Source organism: Bacteroidia bacterium (genome assembly GCA_041391665.1).
Lineage (GTDB): Bacteria > Bacteroidota > Bacteroidia > J057 > J057 > JAGQVA01.
The window spans coordinates 735,488-761,526 of sequence record JAWKNO010000001.1; the positions used below are offsets into that span (position 1 = coordinate 735,488).

A 26,039-nucleotide genomic window follows, 5' to 3' on the forward strand; every position below is an offset into this window, starting at 1 on the left:
AACTTACTAATAGCCTAACCCTACCCATTGCGGTAGATAAAAGTGTAGAATGATGATAAAAATTATGTTGGTTGACAGCCACAAACTATATGTTGAGGCTGTGTCAGAGTTGATGAACCGTGAGAAAGATCTGGTCGTTTCTTATAAGTTGTCATCGGCCTTCGAGGCGTTACAAATACTTCAAAATCATAATGCAGAAAAACCTGATGTCGTAGTCATCGATGCCGATCTGAAAGAAAAAGAACCCGTAGGTTTATACCATGCGACTTATATCACAAGACAATACCCGGGCATTGCAGTAGTTGTACAAAGCCTCCAAAAAGTAGCGATTTATCCTCATCAAATGGAGCAGGCACAGGTGGCTGGTTTTCTATTTAAAGATTGCAGTAACAGAGAATTGTTCTCCGCTATACGGACCGTTGCCGAAGGTAAAAAATTTTATCAAAGAGAAGTTCAGGAAGTACTGAAACGATTCCGCGAATACCTCGAATCGCCAGCAGATAATGTTCCGTTTTTGACCGGTACAGAAAAATCTATCCTGCAATGGATGAGTTATGGATTTCCAGATGATCGTATTGCTGAAAATATGCAGATGTGTCAGAAAATCATTTCCCTGCACTGGAATAATATCGCCAGGAAATTTGGCTCTACGAACCTCCGGGAGATTCTTGTTGAAGCGTTGGATAAAGGGTGTTTTGAAACACGAACACTTGCCTTATAGTTGGAAATACCTGTGAATCCTGTGAAAAACTGCCGTTACCCTGTTTTCGGTGCAATTTTATACCAGAACCGTAGTACCGGTAAGGAAATATGTTGAGGATATTTGTTTCAGTTCTTTCCAACCAAATAATTCTCTCAGGGAGAAAAGCTTATTAATAAAGAGATAGGATATGTGTACCAGACCTGTCTCTTTTTTCCGGAAGTATGTACACACCTGGTTATTTTGGTGTGAATTTGAATAGGGAGTTTGTATATCGGGAAGGTTCCTCGTTTTTTGAGGGCCTTCTCGTTTCATTTTAAAGTGGATTTTGTTATTTTGTATTTTATTCCCCCTCGCCCATGACAAAACCTAAAAACCTATACGCGCTATTTGTTGGTATCAATAAATATGAGAGTGTCACTGGTCTCAATGGCTGCATCAATGATGTAAATGCTATGAGAGCGTATCTCCAGGCACAGCCGGATATTCTGTTGAAAGAACGTGTGCTGATCTCGGATGAAAATCATCATGATTTCCCCAAACCCACCAAATCGGCTATTGTAGCGGCGATAAAGGAGCATCTGGGGCAGGCCGAAAAAGATGATATGGTTTTGTTTTATTTTGCCGGGCATGGGGTACAGGAAAGAACGGCAATTCCCGCTTTCGTAAAAGCAGAACCCGGGGGGCTGATCGAATCCCTGGTTTGTTATGACAGTAAATTAAACGTTGCCAATTCTGCAGATCATACCTGCCTGGCTGATAAGGAACTTCGCTGGCTGTTTCACGATATCGCCCAAAAATCTCCGCATATTCTCATCCTTACCGACTGCTGCCATTCGGGTGATGTAATGCGCGATGCTTTGGAGGATGATTCTTCAAAAAAACGCAAAGGATCTGACAAAGTCCTTCCTCCCCGGGCGTTTGAAGGTTTCGTTTTCCATCAGCATATCTCCGCTCATGCCCTGGCTACACAGTCGCTCAATGATTTGATTCCCCTGGGTAATTATATCCATTTTGCCGCCTGCAGAAATACGGAGGTTGCCTGGGAAGGAGATTATGAACGTGATAAACCCGGAGGCCTATTCACCATCAGCCTGCTAAAAATTCTTCAAAAGGGAGGCAGAAATTTATCCTATCACGCCCTAAACAGCCGGCTGGTAAACTATATGCGCGGCTGGAAAAACAAAGCACAGCGCCCGCAGGTTTTTGCCGGATCTGATCAGATGGGTGCGTTGTACGGTTTGTTTCTCAATGGGGAGATCGCAAAAACGACCTCCCGGGCAAGTATAACCGGGAATGATAAATATGGCTGGACACTTGACCTTGGCGCCATTCACGGGATTGTGCCAGGGGATAAAAAAACGCCTGTAAAGGTATTTAACAGTACCGGCCATGAGCCAATCGGTGAAGTGATGATTGAAAAAATTTATCCCGGTTTTTGTACTCTCAACAATTCCTCGGGCCTGTTGGAAAAGGATCAATTGGTTTATTTTGCTACAATCAATTGTTTTGCCGCAACTCCACCGACCGTTTTCCTGAAAGGGCCGGATACAGGTGGCCTGGAGCTATTCAGGAAACTGGTCGGCGAAAATCTATGGGAGGCAAAAAGTCTCTCGGTTGAAATCGTCGAAAATGAAGCCGAAGCCGACTATGTACTGCATGCAGAAAATTCGGAATACAGGATTACAAAAAGCTATGACACCCGCCCTCTTGTGCAGCAGGTCTATGGCTACGAGACCGCTCAGGCAAAGCTGGTCAGAGACTATTTTTTACATATAGCCCGCTGGAAATTTGTCCGGGAACTCAACAACCCCGATACAAAACTTAATAAAAAACAGGGCATCCAAAAGTCCAACTACCCGATCAAAATGCAATTATTTGTATTGGACCCTGATGGGAACGAACGGGAGTCCGATATCCGTGAAGTCAACACGCTGGAAATGAATGTGCCCAATGAAGAGGGGGAACTTTTCGGCAAATTCAGAATCAAACTGACCAATGTAGGCTCAGAAAATCTGTATTGCTCGTTGCTGTATATGCCGATGACCTTTGGTATATACAATACGCTCCTTCCGGGTGGAGGAATCTGGCTTGACCCCGGTGATGAAATCTGGGCTGTAGAAGGTGAGTATATAGCACTTTCTGTAGACGGTTATATCTATGATTTTGACTGGGATGGATCAAGCGAATACCTCAAACTGATTGTCAGCGCTACAGAATTCAGTACGGAGGAACTCACGCTTGAGGAACTTCCCTTACCGGAAATAACTCGCAGCAAAGTCTCCCGGGGAGCTTTCCATTACTCGCCCCCCAAAAGCGGAGTAAAAGAAGACGACTGGATGGCTGTTGGGTACGAGATGTTTATCAAAAACCCCCGGGCTTTTGTACAAAAAAATCATTCGGCCTGACCATTTGTAGATAAAACCTGCAAGGTGTGAATATACTTTGCCTCCGGGTTTTGGTAGGTCCAGACGATTTTTTTGTCTCTGGTTATTTCCATCATTTTTAAACCATCTGCTGTCTGGTTGCCATAGCAGGAGACCAGAAAATGGCCATTTTTCAACACCTGCAACCCACATACATCCTGTAATTGCCCGTCAATTTCTGCGGTAGTCAGTTGCCATTCAACGGCGCCTTTTTTGTCAATCACCACCAGGCGATTGCCGGAAGCACACGTGATAACCGTTGAGCCATTATTAAGGCGTACAGCCTCGAAAGTACCGTTTTTGGCTTCTGTTCCACCGAGCTCGGGCATGTCAACACGAATGGTTCTCATCACTTTGCCGCGCTTATTGTATTCTTTCGCGAAGGGCATAAGCCGATGCGGCACCAGATACCGGCCATTCGTTAATTTTTGACTCATACGGGATTGCATGTGCACATTATCGGTTTCAGGCTGAATGGGGATCTCTCTGGTGATTTTTCCCTGCAAATCAACTTCCACCAAGCGGGGTTTTTCGCCCAGTTCGGTGACCAGTGTTTTACCGTCAGCAAGCCGCTGCGCACTCATGATTTCGGGATTTAGTTCACTTTGATACACCCAGACGACTTTCTTGTCCGGGGAAATTTCTTTCACTTCCTTTGCATAAGTGATGAGGTAGTTTCCTCCGGGAAGTTTGGATATGTCTCTGGAATTGCCATCATATTCCCATACAATCTCATCGTTTTCATTTATCTCAAATGTTTTGGGGCCACTGACGACAATGGCATGGCGTATTCCGGTTTCACTTTTTTGCTGGCCCCGGAGTGGTAGTGTGAGTACTAAAATAAGGATTAGCGTAAGTGGTAGTTTCATTTTGTAGATTCCTTAGTAGCGTGATGTCTTAAAAAATATATATAAATTCATACAGGAAATTATGCCTGTCCGAATATACATATCGACGATGATAACCGCAGTTATTTCTGCGGGTCTGTATTATATTCTACTTTTTCATACCCCCCGGGAAAATTTCTTCCAGTTGATCTTCCTGTTTGGCGCTTTGTCTGCCTGCTATATTCTTTTGGTGAAAGCTGCCAAAAATCAGGGAATCAATTATGTAGTTACCATTACTGTTCTTTTTCATCTTATTCCGCTTATTTCTCCCAATATCCTGCCTGTTTTGTCCGATGACTTCTACCGTTTTGTATGGGATGGGCAACTTCTTGTGCATGGGATAAATCCGTTTGCGGCCATTCCGGAGGTGTATATGGAAAACCCCCCATCTGCACTTGCCTATGGTCTTACAGAGGAACTTTTCCGGGGACTGAATTCAAAGGCGTATTTTACGATTTACCCACCGGTGCTTCAGGGAGTTTTTTACCTGTCTGCACGCATTTCACCAGAAAGTATTGCCGGATCAGTTATGGTGATGAAAGGGATAATTCTGGTAGCTGAGGCAGGAAGTATATGGATGATGGTCAGGCTTCTTCGTCATTTTCAGTTACCTGTGTGGCAAGTGGCATGGTATGCATTTAATCCGCTGGTCATTGTAGAGCTTTCGGGTAATCTTCACTTTGAGGCGCTGATGATATTTTTTCTTTTATGGGCTTTTTTGTGGCTTGCGGAGGGTAAATGGCTGCTTTCTTCCATTCCTTTTGCGCTGGCTGTGGGAAGCAAACTCTTACCACTTATGCTTCTCCCCTTGCTGATCAGAAGGCTGGGGTGGGGGAAAACATTGGTATATGGGACGATGGTGGTGCTGATAACAGGCATGCTGTTCATACCCGTATTTGATCTGGATACCTTTTTAAATCTGTACGAAAGTATTGATTTGTACTTTCACAAATTTGAGTTTAACGCCAGCATCTACTATCTGATTCGATGGGTGGGGTATAGAATTACAGGCTATAATATTATTCAGCTTATCGGGAAGTATCTCGCGCTCGCGGTATTTGTGGGAATCGGCATCTATACATTTCTGGAAAAAAAGCCTGGCTGGAAAAACCTTCCCGAAAGTTTTGTCTGGATATTTTTGATGTATTTCTCCCTGGCTTCTATTGTGCACCCATGGTACACCACCACGTTGGTTGCTTTTTCTGTTTTTACCAGGTTTCGGTTTCCCGTGATATGGAGTCTGGTCGTACCTTTGTCTTATTTTACCTATCGAACGACAGCCTATCACGAAAATCTTTGGTTGACAGCCCTGGAATACCTGATAGTAGTCGTCTGGATTATTTTTGAAGTAAAAAACCAAATGGGTAGTAAAACCGTTAAACCCCCGGATCAACCCGTATAAAAATTAGTATGAAGGCTATTTCCTGTCCACAGGTTACGTTCTCTTTACCCTCCTGTATATTCACACCACAGGTATTTGATACAACTTCTGATACAACTTCAACTGTTCAGACCCGTGTATTTCATTCAATAGGGGATGTTCCGGTTTACGAAATCAATAATATGCTTTCGCCTGATTTGTTGGCATTGCTGACAGGTACGGAGGCAGCCCAAATGCCCGGGATGAGTTTTAAATATGTACTCTCCACCCAGGCGGGAATGCCCGCGGTATTCGCATATTTTCAGCTATTATCTTTCTCCGCATCACAGATTCGAAGTTTTACCCCCCGCCCGGAAAATGCAGATGATCTATATGGAAAGTTGAGGAATGTGGCTGCCCGGATTGCAAAAAATATCCTTGAAAAACGACAGATACACATTCTTGTGAGTGGGAATGCCTTGATAACCGGCCAGTCAGGTATTTTTCATGCTCCTTCTTTGTCGCCGGAAGATGCGTATCGCCAATTGCCGGGCATGATCGAAAGGTTACTTGCTGAAAATCCGGGCATAGATGCAGTACTTCTCAAGGATCACCTTAATCTGCCGGAAGCAATCGCCGGGGAATGGGCAGCACAGGGGTATCAGCCATTTGCCACAGAACCCGATATGGGAATGCCGGTCATCTGGGAGACGGTAGATGATTACCATCTGGATATGGCTTCAAAATACAGGCAAAGAGTAAAAAGTGCGTATAAAAAGAGCAATGGAACTATTCGCCGGGAATTGACGGAGCACGAGGTGATAAAGTATAAAAACCGCTTGTTTGAATTATTCGATTCTGTGCTCAAAGAGGATCGCTTTAATCTTGTTCCTCATTCGACTGAATACCTTCCTGCGATGAAAGCGGCTTTGGGAGAAAAATTCCGGATTTACGGCTATTTTTCAGCGGGCGAGATCGTAGCATTTCAGACTTTAATTGAAATGGGTGAAGATTTGTATTGCCACTTTCTTGGATACCACTGTGAACTTAACCGGGAGTACAAACTCTATCAGCGAATGTTATATGATGCGGTAGCAATGGCAATTGATGGCCGGTTTAAGCGTATTTCCTTTGGCCGTACGGCTATGGAAATCAAATCTACAGTGGGTGCAACCCCGGCCTACCCGGTTTGTTATCTGAAATTCTCACGCCCTGTGATAAATCGTCTGGCAGCCCCTTATCTTCGCAATGTAAAGATCGAAGACTGGCAGCCCCGGCATCCTTTTAAATCTATGATTCCTGCATAAAATATATCTGTTGATTTTCGTAAGCGGGGTATTATTCGTATTTTTCACTATGGCTAGGTTATTCCCAATGTTTCCGCTGAATCTCGTCGTATTTCCCGGCGAAAGACTTCGGCTTCATATTTTTGAACCGAGGTACCGTCAGCTCATAGGTGAATGCCTGGCAGAAGAAAAGACTTTTGGTATCCCCACGATCATCGACAAAAAGCTGATGGGAATGGGCACGGAAGTGAAAATCATCAGTCTCGATAAAAAGTACGGCGGTGGGGAAATGGATATTAGTACAGAAGGTCTCCGGCGTCTGGAAGTCAAATCTTTCTATGAAAAAGCGCCAGATAAGCTATACTCTTCTGCTGAGATAGAATGGCTGGAGACAGAGGAGGTTTTTGATGAAACCCTTCGGCAGGAAGTGAAAAAATTGTTATCAAAACTTCACTACGCCCTTGGAATCTCCAAGAAGCTTTCAGATAGCAGGTTCCTGACCTATGAAATGGCTCATCATGTGGGATTTTCAATCAATCAGGAATACGAATTGCTCACTATCAATACAGAAGCAGACCGGCTAAAATTTTTCAAACGACATCTGGAAACCATTTTGCCCGTCGTAATGGAAACAGAACGCCTGAAGGCCCGCGCAAAACTCAATGGTCATTACAAAAATGTAATTCCGCCAAAATGAATCTCAACATTCGCTACATAACCTATTTTTTCCTAATTGCTCTTCTCGCTATCGTCTCAGCCTGTGAAGTGCCGCAGGGGCAGGGTGGGAGCAGTGGGACAATTCCCGGTCTCGATCAGGAAACCGTGGGAAACTTCGTCGAAGGCTTTCAAAATGTATCTACAGAGTTTAGAGAATTGGCCAAACCCAACAAAGTACAGGCATGGGTGGACAACCTGATTGTAAAAGCACAGCCGGGAGGCAAAGAAATGCCTCAGGTCGCAATCATGAAAGAAGGAGAGACCGCAGATTATCTCTACCAGCGTACGGTGCGAAAGTCTGAGTATCTCCTCCGGGGTCAGCGATATGTTGAGCCATGGATACTCATACGCACCCAGGATGGTACGATGGGCTGGGTACATGAAGGAGGCGTGAGGTTTATCGGCGCCGATCTCAATAATCTTCTGTCCATTGGACAGAATACAAACCCCACAGCGCGGACGCGCTCGGCAGATCAACCAACCGAAACCACAAACCCTGCACAGGACCGCCAGGTAATCCCCGGACAACGTGTAGGCGCTATCCGCCTGAAAAGCAATGAGGCAGAGCTAATGGGGATATTCGGACCGGGAAATGTGGTGCCCGGTATTGTCGATATACCCAACGATCAGAAAGAAGCCTGTACGATCATCCTGGGAGGAACCCAGGATGAGTTGCGGATTACCTGGAAGGATGATTCGCATACGCAAATCAAGGCCGTCTACATCACCCAACCCAATGCACGCTGGTTTACCCGTCAGGGACTCAGCAACGGTATCAGCCTGGCAGAACTTACAAAAGTCAACAAAGCACCTGTGAGTTTCTATGGCTTTGACTGGGGGTACAGTGGTACGATTAATTCTTGGAAAAATGGAACCCTGAATGCGTATGATAAATACTTTTATGTGGTATTGTCTCCACAAGCCCCTAAAAATCTGGTCAGTAAATATCAGGGAAATCAGGTGTTTTCTTCCAATGATGAAAACATCAACCTGCTAAATATCTATGTGAGCAGGGTGGTGGTTTATCTGGACTAACGCAGCAATAACACAAGGGCAGTTAGCAGCACGATTACTGCGATAATGATACCGTGAATTTTGGCAGAGGATAATGGCTTTTCTCCGGCCACCCTGCCTGTCTGTCCGTTGATCAGATACTGAAAGGTTTTGCCTTTATATACATAAGTGACGATCCACAAAGGTACAAGCACATGGCGCAGTGTAAGCGCCTGCTTCTCCGTTGTGATCTTCATATTTTTGTTTTCATTGGTCTTTTTTAAACGGGTCAAAACATCTATACCCAGCTGCCCGTCGATCATCGCATCTGCGATCATAAAGGCATCTTTTTCCGTACCCTGATACAATTCTGTAGTAAAAAGCCCCAGATAGTGCGAATCGTATTTTACAGCATCCCGGAAATTGTAATCTGCCACAATGGCCAAATGTCCCGGACTTCCTTTGGAAAGAGGGATGGATAGATCGCTGAAATGGCGCTCCAGGTAACCCGAAAAATTATCCCAGACCATTTTTTTCTGCTTTCCGTCATTTATCTCTATTCCTCCTTCTCCCTTCCATGTGGTGCGGGTAAATACATCAAAAAGAAAATAAGGGATAAATACTCCCCGAAGTTTATTCGCCTCGACAATCTCCCATATATCCTTGGGAAGCATAAGCGGGTACAGACTTTTGAGGTGATTGGTTAAGATTTTTTGGGCCGTCACCTCCGGAATCGTAAATGGGATGATGCTAAATGGCTGAAGAACCTTCTCCTGTTGTTTGGAAGCGGTGAGTTCGCCTTTCCCACAAAATGGGCACGATTTCAGTGGCTCTTTTTTATAAGCTGCTACAATGGCCTTGCAGGAACCGCAGGTAAACTCATTAAGCTCTGCATCCATCCCTCTGACAAAATCGTCAATCCTGATATTGTCGGTGAGTCTCCTGTCAGGAACCTGATCGGTTTGCGCATTCAGAGGCCGGCTATATCCGCAATTTTTACAGGAAAGACTTTTGTTGCCGCCAGCATACAACATCTGCTGGCCGCATTCAGGACACTTTGCGTGTATAAACTGTAGCTGATTTGCCAATTCCTAAAAAATTCAAAGTCAAACAATCAAAACTGATTTACCAGGCCTATATGGATTTTCCCTCTTGCTGGCTGAAAAGCTATTCCTTCTACTCCCCCAATGGCATAAGTAATCGATATAATCCCCGCCTTTGTACCGTAATTCATTCCCAGACCAAAACCGGCGGGGTGCAGTACCCATCCGGCTTCATGGTTTTCCATATAAGCATAGTCCCCGAATATAAACATATAGGAATCACGTTCCAGTTGAAATCTGTATTCAGCGGTAAAAAAACTATAAAAATCGGTGAAAAACTGATTTTCATTAAAGCCTCTGATACTGCGGCTGCCGCCAACCTGTAACTGGTCGTTGCGAAGGTAATTTTCCATACCCAGCCAGTACGTGTGATTGGCGAGATGAAGTACATTTCGGGGAAAAAAGGAGTAATACCATTTCACGCGAAAATTGATCTCCCGGGAAGGTTGTCTCAGATCAATACCTGTATAAATTTCGGGGTTTCTCCGGATAAGCAAAATATTCTCTCGTATCACTCTTCTTCCCAGGCCGAAGTCGAGCGACGCAAAAGTCCCTTTTCCGGGGTTATACCGGTAATCCAGTTTTTCATATACCAGCCCCACACCCAGCATCTGGCGTTTGCCATCCAACTGGGCCGGATTGCCTTTCACGGTGTCGGCGATGGCTGCGTCCAGCAATCGCGAGTTTCGGGTATTAATATAAAACCTGGCGGCAAGGTAAGGCGACAATTCATAAAGGATGGAACCCTGGTAGTTGAGATTGAGAAAATCTTCTTCCTGCTTCAGTAGATCGAGCGATCCCTCAATTTTCAGCGGAATGCCAAACAGATAAGGTGCCATCGCCTTTGCCTCCACCTGCTGCGAGGTGGAAAGTAGTTTGTTGTACTTAAACGAAATCAACTCTCCCTGCCTGAAAGGACTTACCAGTACAATGTCCATCGTGCCGGTAAAAGATAATTTTTGGGTATTATCTGCCGGAGGTAATATCCCCAGCAAAACATCAAATCTGCCGGCCTGTTTTTTCTCAAGTGAAATATCCAGCCTCGCAGTGTGAAACGGCGTAAAAACCACTTCTGGTCGCCCTACTTTTTGATAGTAGATCGAATTGTTGAGCACGCGGGGAATATCGTCTATCAGATCCTGATTGTAAGGTGAGCCGGGTGAAATTCTGGTCAGCGCGTAGATAAACCGCTCACTTTCTCTGGGTTTCCCTTTTATACGGATGCTGTCTATGCGTATCATCGGACCCGCATCAAACTGGTATCTTACCCGGGTAAATATCGTGTCCCCGGAAGGCCTGTAGGTTACAGAAAGGTTATTGAAAGCGGCAAAAGGATAACCTTCATTCTGGTAAATCTCAGCGCAGGCAAACAGTTTCTTTTCCAGATCTGCCCAACTGACAGGCAACTGTTTTTCCTCCAGAACCCCAATACCCGTTTTTTCACGGTAAAAACTATTGAGCCCATCAAGGCTGATTTCCTCAAATACATATCTCGGCCCCTGATGGAATGTTACCGCCAATGTGTCTGGGGAAAAGTGAAATGAACCAATATCAAATGTAGCAAATCCCTTGTGTTGCATTTGCCGGAATAACGGTTCTGCCGCCCGGAATAAAGCGGCAGAATCCTGCACTTTCGTCAGTTCTTTTTGTATCGTGCGGATTGTCCCGGCATCATCGATTCCCCAGACTACAACATCTCTGGCACCCCGGTTTCCGGAATTTTGGCCAGAAACCGGAGCGATAAACCAAAGCGCCAGCAGAAACACCGGAACTAATTTCCCGGGGGAATATATCATAGCTCAATTTTCCCGTGGGAAGGCAGCCAGTTTGGAAAAACGAGGTTTGTAACTACTATTCCACAAAATAATTCCCATCACTGAGCCTGTATAAAACAGCAGAATCGCCGTCTCGTCATTCATAGAATGGCTAAAGGAAGAAGTGATGATAAACGGCATAATCAGCGTAGTCATCGTAATAACAGACAAAGCAACGGATTTCCATGCAATCATCCTTTCTGTTTGTTTACGGCGAAACGCCTGATAGGTGAAAAATGTAAATGCTACAATGACGATCATTCCGATCAGACTATCATCATACACATTAAACAGATAGCGGATGGTATTGAAGGAAATGGATATGAGAATAATCGATATAATACCCGTTATCGCTGAACCTGCGAATATCTTCCAGCTTGTACTCAGAAACACCTGAAATGCCATCCAGATTATTACGAGCGCAAAAAGATAAAAATGGCCAAAGTTATGATTTGAAATTTCAAACTTTCCGCCCCAGGCACGCTGTAAACGCTCTAGGTTGGTGGTTACTTCGTATTTCGCGGTCTCAAAGCGATTTTGACGGAAATCGTCAAATTTTTTCTGCTGATACCGGGCGAGAATTTCCTCCGGACTTAAATCAATTTTTTCGCGAGTGTATTTATTAAAAACTTCTATAAAGTTGCTGATGATTCGAAGCATCTCCGGCTCAGAAAGTGTTTGATTCAGAATGTTGTTAATCTCAGTTTCGCGAAGCAAGCTAACCGGATAATAGGAGTAGTGAGAATACCGGTTGTAGCCGATATTGATGATTTCTTCTGAAAATCCTTTTTGCGCACCGGTATTCTCAAAAATATAAGGATCTGTAATGAACAGGTTTTCCCCGATATTCAGAGTGTTGATATCACTGATTAATTGTTCTTCCGAAATTTGCTGTTTGATCTTATGGTTGAGCAAATGGCCGTAAATCACGGGCGTAAAACCCAACGCAAGTATCACCGCGGCATAAATAAACTGATCGCGGATTTTTCCTTTACCCGGGATACCAAATGTTCTTTCCACCTGAAACAGTGAAACCCGGTATGCCCAAAATAAAAAGGCAATAGTGGCAGGAATCACAAGCAGCATGGTATTAATATCCGGACTCGGCACATCCTGGAGACTGATATTCCGGGTAAAACCCTGTAAAAATAGAAGTCCGGCCCCGATCGTGAAGAAATAGAGGATATAATGAATTTTGGTCGCCCAGAGTCCCGGGCGGTTTGTCAGCAGTTGATGATCCAGTTGACGGAGAAAGGGAGGGATAAACGAATCGAATTTACGTAGCATGATGATTACGAATTATGTCTTTCACGAAAGAGTTTGAGCGTAGATGTACTGATATTGCGGAAATAATCCACTGGAACGCCTTTTTTCACCAGTTCTGCCAGTAGCGCGTTTGCGTCAATTGTCAAAGGTGTATGGAAAATGATATGCTGGCCGATGTCCTCAACTTCAATATCGGGGATGTCGGATAATCGGAGGGAGAGTTCGTATTTGGACATCGGTGTGCTGATTTCGTAGAGATTTTGCGTTCGGTCCTGCCCAAATTCCTTCATTTTTCCGTTGTAGAGGGTTTCACCGTTTTTGATGAAAATGATATTATCAGCGATACTTTCTACTTCGTGCAGATGTTGTGAGCTGAGTAGAATGGATACCGGGTATTGGGTGGAGTCTGCCAGGTAGCGAAGATCTTGAAGAAAAACCTGTTGTGTATTGATGTCCAGATTTGCCAGAGGCTCATCGATGATGAGCAGTCCGGGATTCCATACAAGGGCGCGCGCCAGTTCAAAACGAAGTTTATAACCACTGGAGATTTCACTCCACCGGGCATCTTCATAGCGGGTAAGGCCTAGCCGGTGAATAATAAAGTCCACCCTGTCTTCATTTTCCTGCCCTTTTAATCCGTGGATTGCTGCTGTAAAGTGGAGATTTTCCTTCAATAACCCCTGCCATACGGGAAGTTGCTGGGTAATAAAGGCGATATTCTGTTTGATCTTGTACCAGTCTCCGGCCTGCACCCGGAAGTGCGGATAATTTAGCTTACCCCCGGTCGCTTCCAGGTCGCCTGCTACCATGCGGAGCAGGGTGGTTTTCCCGTTTCCGTTTTCGCCAACTACTCCTGTGATTTCGCCCAGGCGCAACTGGAGATCAATGGGTGGCAACTGAAAGGTGTATTTTGCAGAATAAAACGACTTTGTCATCCCTTTGCCTTCGAAGACGGTGCTGTTGTCGCGAAGCTGAACCTCACCCTTCAAAGGAATTTCGGGTATAAAATCGGTGACAGGGGTTGCGGGAATAAGTGCAGAAATTTTTTCCAGAACCTGCTGTCCGCGCTCTGCGAGGATATAAAACTTTTCTTCCGTCTGGTCTGCTTTCTCCAAAATGGAAAAAGCATTGTATGCGGCCCGGAAAGAGATTGCATCCCGTTGGATCTCAGAGGTCAGTGGAAAATCAGCAAGGAAGTCGAGAATGCGCCGTGAAAGGCGGCTGAGATCGTAATCTTTTGCCAGTGTACGGATTTCATCAAACCTTTGTACGGCAGTGAGTTTGTTCATTCGCGAAGGAGATTATCGTTTCCTGAAAAAATGACGTTTATTCACGGGAGTTATATCTGAAAGTTACGAAAAAATCCTCATGAAAGATTCAATACAATAAATTGATTTGTTCCTTTGGCTATAGGTTTTTAACTTAAGATATTCTAAGGTTGGCGGTACCTTTCTTATTTCTGATAACTCATTTTTTGTAACTTACGTTTAACTCAGTTATTCCGCAGCCTTTTGCATATTAATACCCAAATGTGATATGGTGAAAAAGAGTATTGGTTTATTCCTCGGTGCGTCGCTTATTGCATTGATCAGTTCCGGGATGGGTGCTTTCATATACGCTACGTATTTTGAAAAGCCCACCTATATGTATCTGCCACAAGAGCCGCTGCCCACTTCCTTTTCCAAATACACGGAAGATATTCCTCCTGCAAAATCAGCCTCAGCAGAAAATGATTATCCGGACTTCGTAGATGCATCTGAAATTGCCCGCCCGGCAGTGGTGCATATCAAATCACGCTACGCCGGTAAAAAAAGTGCCAAAGAAGGTGATTTTTTCAGCAACCCCTTCCGCGAATTTTTTGACGAAGATATGCTGGAAACTCCTCAGGGAATGGCTTCCGGCTCAGGGGTGCTCATTTCTCCCGATGGATATGTTGCGACCAACAACCACGTGATTCAGGATGCCGATGAAGTGGAAGTGGTGTTGTTTGACAATCAGTCCTTTACTGCAAAAGTGATTGGGACAGATGTAACTACTGATCTGGCATTGCTGAAAATTGAAGGGGAAGATCTCCCGCATCTCACATTTGGAAATTCAGACAATATCAAAGTAGGCCAGTGGGTGCTTGCCGTCGGCAACCCCATGGATCTCACCAGCACGGTGACTGCGGGTATCGTCAGCGCAAAAGGCCGCAATATCAATCTCCTCCACGCTGATTCTGAATTTGCCATAGAATCATTTATCCAGACAGACGCTGCGGTCAATAAAGGTAACAGTGGGGGCGCACTCGTAGATGTCAATGGAAAACTTATTGGTATCAATACGGCAATCGCTTCCCGTACCGGCTATTATTCCGGGTATTCTTTTGCCATTCCCGCTACCATTGCCCGTAAAGTAATGGAAGACTTGCTCGCGTTTGGGGAGGTTCGCCGCGGTTTCCTCGGTGTTTCTATCCGCCCCGTTGATGCAACCCTGGCCAAACAGCAGGGCCTCACTATTTTTAAAGGTGCTTATGTAAGCGATGTCAATGAAGAACTTGGGGCCGCCGAAGCGGGTATTCGCGAAGGAGATGTGATTGTATCAATCAATGGCGTCCCCGTAAGCAGCTCCTCCGAATTGCAGGAGCAGGTGTCTCGCTTCCGTCCTGGAGACAAAATTCGGGTACTGGCGTATCGCGGTAAAGAAGAAAAACAATTTATCGTTCCGCTCAAATCGCTCAGCAGCTCTTTACTTACCTCTGATCATCTTCGCGCTACCACTGAAATCAAAGGCAGCCAGTTTCGCCTGCTTTCCGAATCAGAATATCGCAAATTTGATGTGAATGCAGGGGTCATGGTAGATAAAGCCGGAGAAAAAATGGCCAAAGGGGGCATTCAGCAGGGTTTTGTTATCACAGAAGTGGACGGCAGAAAAATTCAGTCTATTGAAGATCTCGAAGCTGCTTTGGATGAGTCAGGCGACTATGTGACCATTAAGGGGCTTTATAGTAAGGGCATGATTGCTTCTTATAGTTTTAGCTGGTAGATATGGAAATCATATAATGAATTGTTCCGGCGGACCAGCAATGATCCGCCGGATTTATTTTGGAATTTCCCCAACGCAGATTTAAACTCGCACATTCAAATGATACAACAGGAAAACCATGGTACACCTCAGTGTAAATCTCAATAAAGTAGCGTTAATCCGTAACTCCCGCGGCAAAAATCTCCCCGATCTGATGAAGGTCGCCAGAGATTGTGTGTTTTTTGGTGCAAACGGTATTACCCTGCATCCACGACCCGACGAACGCCATGCCCGCAAACAGGATGTCTTCGACCTGAAAGCGATCCTTAATGTCGAACTAAATGTAGAGGGCTATCCGTCTGAAGATTTCCTGAGGATGGTGGAAATGGTAAAACCCGCTCAATGTACGCTGGTTCCCGACCCGCCAGAGGCGCTGACCTCCAATGCAGGGTGGAATACCATCGGGCATAAATATTTTTTGCTGGACGTAATCCTGAGGCTTCAGGCAGCAGGTATCAGAACCTCCATTTTTATTGATACCAATCTTGACCACATTGAAGCTGCCCGTGAAATCGGTACAAACCGGATAGAACTATACACGGAAGAATATGCTTCACAATTTGCACTGGGAAACCGCGCTGCGGTCGAGCCTTATGCCCGGGCGGCAGCCTTTGCTCACGAACTGGGAATGGAAGTCAATGCCGGGCATGATCTGAACCTCGATAACCTTCGCTGGTTTGCCCAAAATATTCCTTCGCTGAAGGAAGTGTCTATCGGGCATGCCCTCGTCTCAGATGCTTTATACTTTGGTCTGAAAGAGACAATCAATAAGTACAAAGCCTGTCTGATGTAAATGTCAGACTATTTTTACATCTTCGATGAGCTTGCGTTTGATGCGGGCATTGACCATATCGCGGATTTTGGTTCGCGCAAGCTGAAGCTCATTTTTCCAGACAGGGGATTTCATCTTTACATAAAGCGTCCCTTTGGAAAACCATATCTTCTCGGTATTGCTGGCGATCGGTGCGCCCATAAGTTTGTCCCACTCCTGAATCACGGCCTGAATAGAGGCCTCATCGCGGAGTCCGTGTTTATCCAGAAATGCCTGAATGGCTTCCCCAAGGCTCAAATATGGCTTCATGCAAATGTGGTTCTGTAGAAGTTAAAGATACAAACTTTTTCAATGAGTTTTACTTCATTCTCCACAATTGCCACCATGGTGTAGCCGGGGCGTCGTGATGTTCGTAGTGATAACCAAAAAAATAGCAGGTGAGAAATGCTACCATATGATTTTTGGATTGGGAGTGGGCCTTGTGCCGGTTGTCGGGTGCATGTTCTCCCATATGAGGCATATAAGTGCCAAAATAAAACAATTGAAGCGTGCTAAGGATAGAGGGGATGACCCAAAAAAGCAAAAGGTTGGTCTGCGGCACAATCAGCAAAAGCAGATTAAACACAATGGCAACGAGCACAAATTGTTTTACTGAAATATACTCCTTGAGAAAATCGAGATACCAACGCCAGAATCCCGGGTTTCCTTTATGGAAATCGGGATCTTTTTCTGTTCCTGCAAATCTATGGTGGAGGTAATGTTTGGGTTTGAGCGTTTTATAGGAATTAAACATAAAAAGCGCGGTGCATATTTTTCCTATCAGGTGGTTTACCTTTATATTTTTGGGGTAAACAGACCCGTGCATGGCATCGTGTGCCGTAATAAACATTCCCGTAAAAAGATGTGTCTGTAAAAGAATACCCAGCCAGGTCAGTGGATTGGAAAAAGACACTTCCACACTGAATAATACCGTCAGGGAAGATGCCCATAGCAGAATTAAAAAAATCGCTACTGCAATCCCGGTATAACTGCTGGATTTCCTTATCTCACGCATTCTGGAGTACTTTTCTTACGTCATCCATGAGCCATTGAGGAGTGCTCGTCGCGCCACAGATTCCTACCGAGTCATGCGGCCCAAACCAATCCATACTTATTTCCTCAGGGCTGGAAACAAAATAAGTATTCTGGTTTACTTCTTTGCAAACCTGATAGAGCATTTTCCCATTGGAAGACTTTTTGCCCGCTACAAACACAATATGATCATGCTCAATAGAAAATTCGCGCAATTCGTCATCCCGGTTTGAGACCTGGCGGCAAATAGTATCGTGTACTTTCACCTGCAAACCTGCTTCACTCAGGCGACGGGAAATATCGTAAAAAGTATTTTTGTTTTTAGTAGTCTGGCTGTACAAGGTCACCTGGCGTGGCATAGAAGCGAAATCCAGCTCTGCGATATCCTGAAATACAATTGCATTTCCCTGGGTTTGACCCTGGAGACCGATAACTTCTGCATGATCTTTTTTGCCATAGATCAGAATATTTTCCCCGTCGCTGTACGAATGATGAATGCGGTTTTGAAGCTTTAACACAACCGGGCAGGACGCATCGATCAGTTCGATATTATTTTCCAGCGCAATCCGGTATGTTTCGGGAGGCTCTCCATGTGCGCGGATCAGGACTTTTGCATTTTTCAAAGCAAGAAACTGCTCATAGCAAATAATCACGAGCCCTTTGGCTTTGAGCCGTTCTACTTCCATATCATTATGGACAATATCGCCCAGGCAATATAGGAGGCCTTCTCTGTCAAGAATCTCCTCAGCCATTTCAATGGCGTAAACTACACCAAAACAAAAACCCGACCGAGGGTCTATGGTTACCTTTAGATTGTACATATCGTGCAACGATTACAATAGGCAATCAGCTAATCTGAAATGTTAGAATTTGTAAGTAATTGGGTACTTGTAGTGGACCTTGAAAGTATATATTCAAATATATTTACATTGGCCAGTTGAAGAATAAAACCATATCCGGTATCTTCTATTGGAATAGTCCCCAGTCTGATACTTAGATTCTCCATATCATTGTAAATGACTACAGGCAGTGCAGTAAGTATCCCATTGACAATCAGAAAGGGAATCAGTGTTATCATATAACTTACGAAAAATCTTCCAATATAAGACGGTTTTATTATCCAAATGTTTATAGCCATAAGGATTGCCAGTGTCAAAAATGTCATGGCTGTGTACCATTTATCTATATGAATAATTCCGATCAGAAGCGAAATACCCATGATCATATAAGAAATGAGGGTGCTGACTCGCCCGGATATATCTGTTTTCATATAGACTTTCAGGCAGGCATAAATAAATACACAGGCATAAGGCACGGTGATAAAAAACATCCACTCTTCGGCTGGCAACCCCGCCAGATGAAGTCCCACCGTGTATGCTTCGTTGAAGGACCATACACCCATTTGGGTAAACCAAACATCCCATACGATAAACAAAACCCCAACAATCGCAATGGCGGGAAAAAGCGCGTGCCATTGCCGGAAAAACGCAACTTTTTTATCGAAAGATAATGCCAGCGTAGATCCGATAGTGCCAATATTCAACAGCAGATAAGTTAGGGTCATAGAGTCGCAGGGTTCATATAAAATTCAACTGGTCTTGAAAATAAGTACTAACCCAGATAGCAAACTTTTGGTTGTCGGGTACACGAATCCGCTCTTTCAAAATACGTGAAGCAGAAACTTTTGTAATCTTCCTGAATAGCTGAAGGTAATATCGGTAAGCCAGGAAGACCCCACGCCGCGCACCATCTGGTAATTGAATAATGCCCGTATAGGCATGCGCAAAATCTGCACTGATATCAGCTTCTATCTCTTTTTTCGAAGTATGGCTAAATTCTTGAAAATCAACTCCCGGAAAATATACTCTCCCTCTATCGAAATAGTCACTTTTCATGTCCCGGAGAAAGTTTACTTTCTGAAATGCCTTTCCCAGACTACGGGCAGGTTCTTTCAAATGATTGTACATCGCATCGTCGCCCTCACAAAAGACCCTGAGACACATCAGGCCTACTACTTCTGCTGAACCATAGATGTACGTCTCGTAACCAGATTGATTGTAAGAGTCTTCGTACAGATCCATTTCCATGCTGTGAAGAAATGCGTCGATCAGTTCCTGTTCAATCTTATACTGCCTGACGACCATTTGAAAAGCCTGGAGCACCGGATTGAGGCTGATTCCTTCCTGAATCGCTACTTTTGTATCTTCTTTGAATCGGGAAAGAAGTTTTTTCTTGTCAAAGTCATGGAAAGTGTCCACAATTTCATCTGCATACCGCACAAATCCATAGATCGCATATACCGGGTTGCGAAACCGCTTACCCAAGGTTTTGATCCCTAAACTAAATGAGGTGCTGTAACTGTTGGTGATGACCTGACTACAAGCGAGACAAGTATCCTGATATAGTTGAAGTTGCATAGTTGGGAGATTTAGTGTCAGCCTACAAGCGAACTTAACTGTTTTTTCAGTTGTTTTCTCGCTATATGAATCCTATTTTTCACGGTACCAATTGGAATATTCAGTATTTCTGCAATCTCATGGTACTTATACCCCTGATAATACATCATAAAAGGGGTTTTATAAACATAGGATAAGGCAGAAACTGCATCACCGATTTCTTCCATCGCCAAAGAAGTAAAAGCATTGTTTCCTACACTCCGGGAAAATGAGTTGAGAAAATGCTGGTCTTCTGTTGGATCCGTAAATGTATTGCGTTTGATCAACCTGTGGTAGTGGGTGATGAATGTGTTGCGCATGATTGTGTACAACCATGCCTTCAGATTCGTACCGTCGCGAAATTTATCTTTATTATCAAAGGCCTTTAATAAAGTTTCCTGAAGAAGATCCAGGGCATCTTCTTCGTTGCGGGTAAATTTATATGCGATCGGTAGCAGACTGGGCCGCAGATTCACAACTGCTGATTGAAATTCTATCTGAGTCATAGTTATGATGTTTAAGACCGGAAGGATGAAACAAAGATATGTGGGGGAGGTGTCAATTCCAAATTTTTTGTCTAACGTTTTTCAATAAATATTAAACAAAATATTATTGAAACCCAAGGTCTTTGTTTTTCGTTTAACTATGCTTCGATTTGTATTTTCCCTGTTTGTTTTATTGGAAATAGTCTATTTTAGCGCATTGCACATCATGAAACCATATAAACAGGGGGTGTTATTCCTGTAAAGATGGTAACTATTTGTTTACTGTTTATTTGTTTTTGTTAAACGGTAGTGGCACAAAACTCTATTTATGGTTTACACCAACACTATGGTTTATCGCCGGTTTGGTGGGAAGTATCTGCAGCGAGTCAATGATAATGATCAGATCTGTGCGGATAAAATTTTGCAATTGCTCGTACGCATCCGGCCGGGGCGGCTCGATTTTCGTCAATTGTGAAGGTAAATGAAATAGTTCCTCGTTGGATGGCGGTATAAGAATAGGGGAAAGTGTCAGTAAGGGAGTTTCCTCGATTTTTGTATTATTCGGATGAGCCGGAGCTGGTACAGGGGCAGGATTTAGGGAAATCAGCACACTTAACTGTACTGCCTGGATCGCATCATTTCCTTTTTTTGTTCCCAGTTTCCCGATATTATCCAGATAATCGGAAGTAGTAAAACGGTACGTATATTCAAGTGATATTCCCAGCTGTTTGCTCATTCGGGCTTCCAAACCGGCAGTGGCAGGGAAGCCTGCGATAATAGTAGAATAATTTTCATTATCCAGCCGCGTATAAATATTCTCACCGAGAAAATTCCCGGAGGCATCTCTGGGATTAAAAAATATTAACCCTGCCCCCATACTGAGATATGGCCGTACAGGCGATTGGCGCAATAACTTAACCTGCAGGCGTAAATCTGTATAAAAAAAAGAGGTTTGTACAAAATCATTGGGAATTACCTCTGTTATCGGATTGGTTCTTACAAGGTCATTCTGTTCAGTAAAACTCCCAAACCCTGCATTCATTTGCATTTGAATGCGTTTTTGCCCGTCAAACTGCAATGAAAGACTGGCTCCGGGATAACTGCGAAGGACACGTGGTGCCTGCTCTACCAGATCACCGAGATAAGAATACCCCGAAAAACCCAACCCCAATCGCAAGGGAGGACTTGCCGGTTGAGCCATAGAAATCACAGGCAGAAACAGAATAACGAGGCAAATGGATACAAAAATTTTCATGATCACCTACAATCTACGCATTCACCCGTGATATTACCACCCCAAATTCGGGTATTTCCTTACGGGTTTGCCATGATAAAGTACACACTAAGCTGTAAGGCATGGAGGGCATCAAAACCACGTCTTTTACCCAGCTGACTGATATTGTCGAGATAGTCAGTAGGAGTAAACCTATATGTATAATCAAAACTCAACCCAGCTATCTGGTTGATTTTCATATATATACCCCCGACTACAGGTAGCTGGGGAACAGCTGTATTATATTTTTCTTCTGAATCTTTGCGGGTGCCTTTGTTGCGGATCAAAAATTTCCCTTCCTGATCTCTCGGTGAGAATACGAGAACCCCCGCGCCCGCCGAAAGATATGGCTGAAACTTTTTGTGTACCATAAACCGATACCTTATCCGAAGATCCCCATATACAAAACGCGTGTCCACAAATGTATTGATCTGGGTACTGGTTGAGGATTCCGTTTGTTCTACAAAATTACCAAAACCCCCGTTTGCCTGAAGATCCAGGGCGTTTGTACTCGCCCGCTGAAGTGATAAATTTCCACCGGGATGTACACGCTGAAACTGCGTTGCTGTGCTGGACAAATCACCTACATACGCAATTCCTGAAAGACCAAATCCTATCTGTAGCGGATTCGCAGGCGATTTGCGCTGTGCAGATGCATAAAAAGAGCATAGGAGAACCAAAAATAGTAAGGGGATATTTTTCATATCCGTTATAAAGTGTTGAGTGGGTTACATAATCACAATTGCAACAATGGGCGATTCAGGCGTTATATCCTGGGACAAAATCTTTTCCCTGAGAAAGTATCCCTCGGGTTTTCCTTTATCACGGATAAGATAATGAACCGATGGATGATCTATCGAAATAATATCCAGTAGTTGATAATCTTCCAGCCATGCAACATCCCAATCCTCGTCCATAGATAAAAGCTCTGCGAAAGTCATACCAACACTGATTTTTTTTTGTACCCGGAGCTCCGGTGTCTGAATTCTGATACGGTTGATCTTGCCATTTCCCAGAAAATCCTCTTCCACATATACACGCCCCCCGCCATATTTGATGACCGCAGCCCGCCAGACAAAATCCTCCTGATGAAACATCGTATCGCGAACGGCATGTCCCTTCAGTTTAACTATTCCGGCATCAGGCATGGCGTCTCCCAGCCTGAGGTAACTCAAACCATTGTCTTTCAGGTTTTTAGAACCTGTACATCCACTTAATAAGACGAGAATCGTGAAGCTGAAAAAAAACTGCCGCATATACAAACGTATCTTTTCCCGATATAACGAAAGATTTGTAAAAGCGCACACAATTCCAAGAAAGAATTCCCTGATCTTATACGCATACCCGTAAGTGCAATTTTTGCCTTTTGTATCCAGCAGATTTCCTGTACATTAGTAGTATGAATAAGCTTATCAAATATTCTCTTTTCGGCTTTGCTTTTGTGATTATTGGCCTTCTTGCCGGGTTTAAAATCAAAGATCATGCTCCAGGTACTTCCCTGGCCAGCATCGATTCTGGTCTCAAAAAACTGGAGCAAACCTTCCTGTTTATTGAAAATAATTATGTTGAAGAGCCCGATCATAACAAACTCGTGGATGACGCTATCCGTGGGTTGCTGGAAGGGCTTGACCCACATTCCTTTTATATTCCTGCAACAGAGATGAAACAAATGCAGGAACAGCTCGATGGCAGTTTTGATGGTATCGGTGTACAGTTTGACGTAGTTGACGACACGATTTATGTAGAAACCCCTATCAGTGGCGGCCCAAGTGAAAAACTTGGTATTATGGCGGGAGACAGAATTATCAATGTGGATGGTGAAACAGTAGCCGGAATTGGCATTACCAATACTGAGGTTATGAAACGGCTGAAAGGGGTGAAGGGATCTGTTGTAAAGGTATCTATTCTGCGAAGAGGTTATAAAGATCTGCTGGATTTTGACATTGTCAGAGACCGTATTCCGCTCAATAGCGTGGATTATTCTTATATGATTCGCGAAAAAACGGGCTATATCAGAGTTACGCGTTTTGCAGAAACTACATTCTCTGAATTCAAAACTGAGCTGCAAAAACTCCGCAGTGATGGAATGGAAAACCTTATTCTCGACCTGAGAGGAAACCCGGGGGGATATATGACGATGGCCTATAAAATGGCGGATGAATTTCTCTCCTCCGGAAAATTAATCGTCTCCACAGAAGGAAGAATCCGGCAAAGCCAGCAGGAATACAAATCCAACTCTTCTGCCGGTTTGTTTGAAAATGGCCCGCTGGTTGTTTTACTTGATTATGGCTCAGCTTCTGCCAGTGAGATTGTATCCGGTGCAGTTCAGGATCATGACCGCGGATTGATTGTCGGTGTACGGTCATTTGGTAAAGGGCTGGTGCAGATTCAGGAAGAGTTTGATGACGGTTCTGCCATTCGGATCGTAATCTCCAAATATTACACGCCTTCAGGTCGCTGTATTCAAAAGCCTTATGATAAAAGTACCGAAGATTATGAACATGATATCGCTGACAGGTTCGCTTCAGGTGAAATCTTCGATGAATCCAAAATACAGTTTCCCGACTCGCTAAAGTATAAAACCATGTCCGGCCGCACAGTCTATGGCGGCGGCGGAATTTACCCCGACGTTTTTGTTGCTGATGATACAACTGGCAATAGTAAGTATTTCACCGACCTCCGGATCAAAGATATGTTCCGACAGTTTTCATTTTATTATGTGGACAATCAGGGGCGTCTCGATAAAAAGTTTGATTCACCCGAAAAATTCATTGCCAATTTCTCTGTAACACCTGAACTGGTGAAAAACTTCTCATCTTTTGCCGAAAGCAAGGGGGTGAAATTTGTACAAGAGGACTATCTGCGCTCCCAATCCTATATCGATAATCGCATAAAAGCTTATATTGGACGCAGATTGTATAATGACCCCGCGTTTTTTCCTGTGCTGCATGAAACAGACAATGTGATTCAAAAGGCTATTGAACTGATTCCAGTAGCCGAAACACTCGAAAAAACCGGAAAACTTGTAGTGAATAAATAGCCAGATGTTTAGTCAACAGGAACTGGAAAATATTTTATTTCTGGATGTGGAGACCGTCCCTGTGGTAGCCACTTTTCAGGAATTGCCGGAGAGGCTTCAGCCCTTATGGGAGAAAAAATCGTTATTGTATCAGCGAAATGATCCTGAAAAAACTCCTGCCGACCTTTTCGCAGAAAAGGCCGGGATTCATGCGGAGTTTGGAAAAATTGTCTGCATCTCCTGCGGATATCTTCAGTTTGATGATGGTGGGATACCGCATGTAACCATGAAATCCTACTTTGGCCCCGACGAATTGGCCATTCTGCAGGACTTTGGCCGGATGCTTGACAAATACACCGCGGTAAAGGACGGGCGCAACGTCTGTGCCCACAATGGAAAAGAGTTTGATTTCCCCTACCTGGGGCGAAGGTTTGTGATTCACGGACTGAGTATCCCCTATGTATTGCGGGTTCAGGGAAAAAAACCATGGGAAACCCGCTTTATCGATACTATGGAATTGTGGAAATTTGGGGACTATAAAGCATATACAAGCCTCGACCTTCTGGCAGCTGTGCTGGGAATCCCCTCTCCCAAAGATGACATGGACGGCAGCCAGGTAGCATCCGTTTTTTGGAATGATCGCGATTACGAGAGGATTAAAATATATTGCGAAAAAGATGTGCTGACTACTGCTCAGGTTTTACTTCGGATGAGTCGTCAGCCGTTGATTCCTGTTACACCTGAAGTTTAATCCTATGAGCGACAACCGCCTGCTGCTGATTTTTGTAAAACATCCTGTGCCCGGACAGGTCAAAACCCGCCTTGCCGAAGGTTTGGGAGAACAAAAAGCGCTGGAAATCTATCAAAAACTCCTGCAGTTTACTTTCGATATCACCCTCAAGGTTGATGCTGAAAAGGTGATATTCTATGGCAATGATATTCCTCCCTCCGATCTTTGGTCTGCAGAAGGTTATACACGGATGAATCAGGATGGCAAGGATCTGGGTGCCCGGATGCAGGAAGCCTTTCGCTGGGGCTGGCGTCAGGGGTATGGTAAAATTGTTATCATTGGCAGTGATTGTCCCGGCCTTTCCAAAAGGAAACTGACAGATGCATTCGAATACCTGGAATCCTATAGCACGGTGATCGGCCCCGCTAAAGATGGGGGATATTATCTTCTGGGCATGAACCGGCCTTTTCCTGCTATTTTTCAAAATAAAAAATGGAGTACTGATACAGTCCTTCAGGATTCTATTGACGATTTGCAAGTCGCAAACCGCTCATATTTCCTTCTTCCCGAATTGTCTGATATCGATACCAAAGAGGATATTGCCGGCACTTTTCTGGAAGAATATCTGATCAATTGATA

General features: G+C 44.2%; 25 protein-coding genes. 11 read left to right on the top strand and 14 right to left on the bottom strand.

All coding sequences use genetic code 11. The annotated features are described in order from the left end of the window. Positions 1-49: 49 nt before the first annotated feature. Positions 50-721 carry a response regulator transcription factor gene (locus tag R3D00_02990; protein MEZ4772121.1) on the top strand — a complete coding sequence of 224 codons (672 nt, stop codon included), beginning with the start codon at positions 50-52 and terminating at the stop codon, positions 719-721. Positions 722-1,059: 338 nt separating this feature from the next. Continuing rightward, on the top strand, positions 1,060-3,108 hold the full coding sequence (locus R3D00_02995; GenBank protein MEZ4772122.1) for a caspase family protein: 2,049 nt from the start codon (positions 1,060-1,062) through the stop codon (positions 3,106-3,108). On the opposite strand, the gene R3D00_03000 is transcribed toward R3D00_02995, so the two are convergent. Further along, positions 3,096-3,995: a hypothetical protein gene (locus tag R3D00_03000; protein ID MEZ4772123.1), complete on the bottom strand. Its 900-nt coding sequence runs from the start codon at positions 3,993-3,995 to the stop codon at positions 3,096-3,098. The genes R3D00_02995 and R3D00_03000 overlap by 13 nt on opposite strands. Before the next feature lie 61 nt (positions 3,996-4,056). Between R3D00_03000 and R3D00_03005 the strand changes: the two genes are divergently transcribed. The 4 genes from R3D00_03005 to R3D00_03020 are packed head-to-tail and all read left to right on the top strand — an operon-like array spanning position 4,057 to position 8,411. After that, a complete protein-coding gene (locus R3D00_03005; GenBank protein ID MEZ4772124.1) occupies positions 4,057-5,415 on the top strand; it encodes a hypothetical protein in 1,359 nt (452 codons plus the stop codon). Positions 5,416-5,423: 8 nt separating this feature from the next. Beyond that, positions 5,424-6,680, top strand: a complete 1,257-nt coding sequence (locus R3D00_03010; GenBank protein MEZ4772125.1) for a GNAT family N-acetyltransferase — start codon at positions 5,424-5,426, stop codon at positions 6,678-6,680. Positions 6,681-6,729: 49 nt separating this feature from the next. Then, positions 6,730-7,356: an LON peptidase substrate-binding domain-containing protein gene (locus R3D00_03015; protein ID MEZ4772126.1), complete on the top strand. Its 627-nt coding sequence runs from the start codon at positions 6,730-6,732 to the stop codon at positions 7,354-7,356. Continuing rightward, the gene (locus tag R3D00_03020) at positions 7,353-8,411 is read left to right on the top strand and encodes a hypothetical protein (protein ID MEZ4772127.1); all 1,059 of its coding nucleotides are present in this window, start codon (positions 7,353-7,355) and stop codon (positions 8,409-8,411) included. Before R3D00_03015 ends, R3D00_03020 begins: the two co-directional genes overlap by 4 nt. Here R3D00_03020 and R3D00_03025 read toward each other — a convergent pair. The 4 genes from R3D00_03025 to R3D00_03040 are packed head-to-tail and all read right to left on the bottom strand — an operon-like array spanning position 8,408 to position 13,841. Next, positions 8,408-9,457, bottom strand: a complete 1,050-nt coding sequence (locus R3D00_03025; protein ID MEZ4772128.1) for a hypothetical protein — start codon at positions 9,455-9,457, stop codon at positions 8,408-8,410. The two genes, R3D00_03020 and R3D00_03025, sit on opposite strands and share 4 nt — an antisense overlap. A gap of 26 nt (positions 9,458-9,483) precedes the next feature. Next, positions 9,484-11,268: a BamA/TamA family outer membrane protein gene (locus R3D00_03030; GenBank protein ID MEZ4772129.1), complete on the bottom strand. Its 1,785-nt coding sequence runs from the start codon at positions 11,266-11,268 to the stop codon at positions 9,484-9,486. A 3-nt stretch (positions 11,269-11,271) separates the two neighbouring features. Beyond that, complete coding sequence (locus R3D00_03035; GenBank protein MEZ4772130.1) at positions 11,272-12,573, bottom strand: hypothetical protein; 1,302 nt, start codon at positions 12,571-12,573, stop codon at positions 11,272-11,274. A 5-nt stretch (positions 12,574-12,578) separates the two neighbouring features. Next, the gene (locus R3D00_03040; GenBank protein MEZ4772131.1) at positions 12,579-13,841 is read right to left on the bottom strand and encodes an ABC transporter ATP-binding protein; all 1,263 of its coding nucleotides are present in this window, start codon (positions 13,839-13,841) and stop codon (positions 12,579-12,581) included. 247 nt (positions 13,842-14,088) lie between these two features. Here R3D00_03040 and R3D00_03045 point away from each other — a divergent pair, with 247 nt between their 5' ends. After that, positions 14,089-15,576: a trypsin-like peptidase domain-containing protein gene (locus R3D00_03045; GenBank protein MEZ4772132.1), complete on the top strand. Its 1,488-nt coding sequence runs from the start codon at positions 14,089-14,091 to the stop codon at positions 15,574-15,576. A 118-nt stretch (positions 15,577-15,694) separates the two neighbouring features. Next, positions 15,695-16,408 carry a pyridoxine 5'-phosphate synthase gene (locus tag R3D00_03050; protein ID MEZ4772133.1) on the top strand — a complete coding sequence of 238 codons (714 nt, stop codon included), beginning with the start codon at positions 15,695-15,697 and terminating at the stop codon, positions 16,406-16,408. A 3-nt stretch (positions 16,409-16,411) separates the two neighbouring features. Here R3D00_03050 and R3D00_03055 read toward each other — a convergent pair whose 3' ends face one another. The 9 genes from R3D00_03055 to R3D00_03095 form a co-directional block, all read right to left on the bottom strand. Then, positions 16,412-16,696, bottom strand: coding sequence for a DUF721 domain-containing protein (locus R3D00_03055; GenBank protein ID MEZ4772134.1), 285 nt, complete (start codon positions 16,694-16,696; stop codon positions 16,412-16,414). A 49-nt stretch (positions 16,697-16,745) separates the two neighbouring features. After that, positions 16,746-17,441: a fatty acid desaturase gene (locus R3D00_03060; protein MEZ4772135.1), complete on the bottom strand. Its 696-nt coding sequence runs from the start codon at positions 17,439-17,441 to the stop codon at positions 16,746-16,748. Beyond that, positions 17,434-18,279 carry a 4-hydroxy-3-methylbut-2-enyl diphosphate reductase gene (locus tag R3D00_03065; protein ID MEZ4772136.1) on the bottom strand — a complete coding sequence of 282 codons (846 nt, stop codon included), beginning with the start codon at positions 18,277-18,279 and terminating at the stop codon, positions 17,434-17,436. The genes R3D00_03060 and R3D00_03065 overlap by 8 nt, the downstream gene beginning before the upstream one ends. A 29-nt stretch (positions 18,280-18,308) precedes the next feature. Next, positions 18,309-19,022, bottom strand: coding sequence for a lycopene cyclase domain-containing protein (locus tag R3D00_03070; GenBank protein ID MEZ4772137.1), 714 nt, complete (start codon positions 19,020-19,022; stop codon positions 18,309-18,311). A gap of 13 nt (positions 19,023-19,035) precedes the next feature. Next, on the bottom strand, positions 19,036-19,875 hold the full coding sequence (locus tag R3D00_03075; GenBank protein ID MEZ4772138.1) for a phytoene/squalene synthase family protein: 840 nt from the start codon (positions 19,873-19,875) through the stop codon (positions 19,036-19,038). A gap of 17 nt (positions 19,876-19,892) precedes the next feature. Then, on the bottom strand, positions 19,893-20,399 hold the full coding sequence (locus R3D00_03080; GenBank protein ID MEZ4772139.1) for an RNA polymerase sigma factor: 507 nt from the start codon (positions 20,397-20,399) through the stop codon (positions 19,893-19,895). Positions 20,400-20,700: 301 nt separating this feature from the next. After that, the gene (locus tag R3D00_03085; GenBank protein MEZ4772140.1) at positions 20,701-21,633 is read right to left on the bottom strand and encodes an outer membrane beta-barrel protein; all 933 of its coding nucleotides are present in this window, start codon (positions 21,631-21,633) and stop codon (positions 20,701-20,703) included. A 59-nt stretch (positions 21,634-21,692) separates the two neighbouring features. Continuing rightward, positions 21,693-22,355 carry an outer membrane beta-barrel protein gene (locus R3D00_03090; GenBank protein ID MEZ4772141.1) on the bottom strand — a complete coding sequence of 221 codons (663 nt, stop codon included), beginning with the start codon at positions 22,353-22,355 and terminating at the stop codon, positions 21,693-21,695. Between the two features lie 24 nt (positions 22,356-22,379). Beyond that, positions 22,380-22,907, bottom strand: coding sequence for a hypothetical protein (locus R3D00_03095; protein MEZ4772142.1), 528 nt, complete (start codon positions 22,905-22,907; stop codon positions 22,380-22,382). 143 nt (positions 22,908-23,050) lie between these two features. Here R3D00_03095 and R3D00_03100 point away from each other — a divergent pair, with 143 nt between their 5' ends. The 3 genes from R3D00_03100 to R3D00_03110 are packed head-to-tail and all read left to right on the top strand — an operon-like array spanning position 23,051 to position 26,037. Beyond that, positions 23,051-24,691 (top strand): S41 family peptidase, encoded by a 1,641-nt coding sequence (locus R3D00_03100; protein MEZ4772143.1) that lies wholly within the window; start codon positions 23,051-23,053, stop codon positions 24,689-24,691. A 4-nt stretch (positions 24,692-24,695) separates the two neighbouring features. Further along, the gene (locus R3D00_03105; GenBank protein ID MEZ4772144.1) at positions 24,696-25,421 is read left to right on the top strand and encodes a 3'-5' exonuclease; all 726 of its coding nucleotides are present in this window, start codon (positions 24,696-24,698) and stop codon (positions 25,419-25,421) included. A 4-nt stretch (positions 25,422-25,425) separates the two neighbouring features. After that, positions 25,426-26,037 (top strand): TIGR04282 family arsenosugar biosynthesis glycosyltransferase, encoded by a 612-nt coding sequence (locus R3D00_03110; GenBank protein MEZ4772145.1) that lies wholly within the window; start codon positions 25,426-25,428, stop codon positions 26,035-26,037. Positions 26,038-26,039 lie beyond the last annotated feature (2 nt).

Bases quoted from the DNA above. Each gene is read 5' to 3' on its own strand.
- R3D00_03030 (MEZ4772129.1), bottom strand. From the start codon at position 11,268: ATGATATATTCCCCCGGGAAATTAGTTCCGGTGTTTCTGCTGGCGCTT.
- R3D00_03005 (MEZ4772124.1), top strand. From the start codon at position 4,057: ATGCCTGTCCGAATATACATATCGACGATGATAACCGCAGTTATTTCT.
- R3D00_03015 (MEZ4772126.1), top strand. From the start codon at position 6,730: ATGGCTAGGTTATTCCCAATGTTTCCGCTGAATCTCGTCGTATTTCCC.
- R3D00_02990 (MEZ4772121.1), top strand. From the start codon at position 50: ATGATGATAAAAATTATGTTGGTTGACAGCCACAAACTATATGTTGAG.
- R3D00_03055 (MEZ4772134.1), bottom strand. From the start codon at position 16,696: ATGAAGCCATATTTGAGCCTTGGGGAAGCCATTCAGGCATTTCTGGAT.
- R3D00_03065 (MEZ4772136.1), bottom strand. From the start codon at position 18,279: ATGTACAATCTAAAGGTAACCATAGACCCTCGGTCGGGTTTTTGTTTT.
- R3D00_03070 (MEZ4772137.1), bottom strand. From the start codon at position 19,022: ATGACCCTAACTTATCTGCTGTTGAATATTGGCACTATCGGATCTACG.
- R3D00_02995 (MEZ4772122.1), top strand. From the start codon at position 1,060: ATGACAAAACCTAAAAACCTATACGCGCTATTTGTTGGTATCAATAAA.
- R3D00_03110 (MEZ4772145.1), top strand. From the start codon at position 25,426: ATGAGCGACAACCGCCTGCTGCTGATTTTTGTAAAACATCCTGTGCCC.
- R3D00_03085 (MEZ4772140.1), bottom strand. From the start codon at position 21,633: ATGAAAATTTTTGTATCCATTTGCCTCGTTATTCTGTTTCTGCCTGTG.
- R3D00_03075 (MEZ4772138.1), bottom strand. From the start codon at position 19,875: ATGCAACTTCAACTATATCAGGATACTTGTCTCGCTTGTAGTCAGGTC.
- R3D00_03080 (MEZ4772139.1), bottom strand. From the start codon at position 20,399: ATGACTCAGATAGAATTTCAATCAGCAGTTGTGAATCTGCGGCCCAGT.
- R3D00_03050 (MEZ4772133.1), top strand. From the start codon at position 15,695: ATGGTACACCTCAGTGTAAATCTCAATAAAGTAGCGTTAATCCGTAAC.
- R3D00_03095 (MEZ4772142.1), bottom strand. From the start codon at position 22,907: ATGCGGCAGTTTTTTTTCAGCTTCACGATTCTCGTCTTATTAAGTGGA.
- R3D00_03100 (MEZ4772143.1), top strand. From the start codon at position 23,051: ATGAATAAGCTTATCAAATATTCTCTTTTCGGCTTTGCTTTTGTGATT.
- R3D00_03020 (MEZ4772127.1), top strand. From the start codon at position 7,353: ATGAATCTCAACATTCGCTACATAACCTATTTTTTCCTAATTGCTCTT.
- R3D00_03035 (MEZ4772130.1), bottom strand. From the start codon at position 12,573: ATGCTACGTAAATTCGATTCGTTTATCCCTCCCTTTCTCCGTCAACTG.
- R3D00_03105 (MEZ4772144.1), top strand. From the start codon at position 24,696: ATGTTTAGTCAACAGGAACTGGAAAATATTTTATTTCTGGATGTGGAG.
- R3D00_03040 (MEZ4772131.1), bottom strand. From the start codon at position 13,841: ATGAACAAACTCACTGCCGTACAAAGGTTTGATGAAATCCGTACACTG.
- R3D00_03010 (MEZ4772125.1), top strand. From the start codon at position 5,424: ATGAAGGCTATTTCCTGTCCACAGGTTACGTTCTCTTTACCCTCCTGT.
- R3D00_03045 (MEZ4772132.1), top strand. From the start codon at position 14,089: ATGGTGAAAAAGAGTATTGGTTTATTCCTCGGTGCGTCGCTTATTGCA.
- R3D00_03060 (MEZ4772135.1), bottom strand. From the start codon at position 17,441: ATGCGTGAGATAAGGAAATCCAGCAGTTATACCGGGATTGCAGTAGCG.
- R3D00_03090 (MEZ4772141.1), bottom strand. From the start codon at position 22,355: ATGAAAAATATCCCCTTACTATTTTTGGTTCTCCTATGCTCTTTTTAT.
- R3D00_03000 (MEZ4772123.1), bottom strand. From the start codon at position 3,995: ATGAAACTACCACTTACGCTAATCCTTATTTTAGTACTCACACTACCA.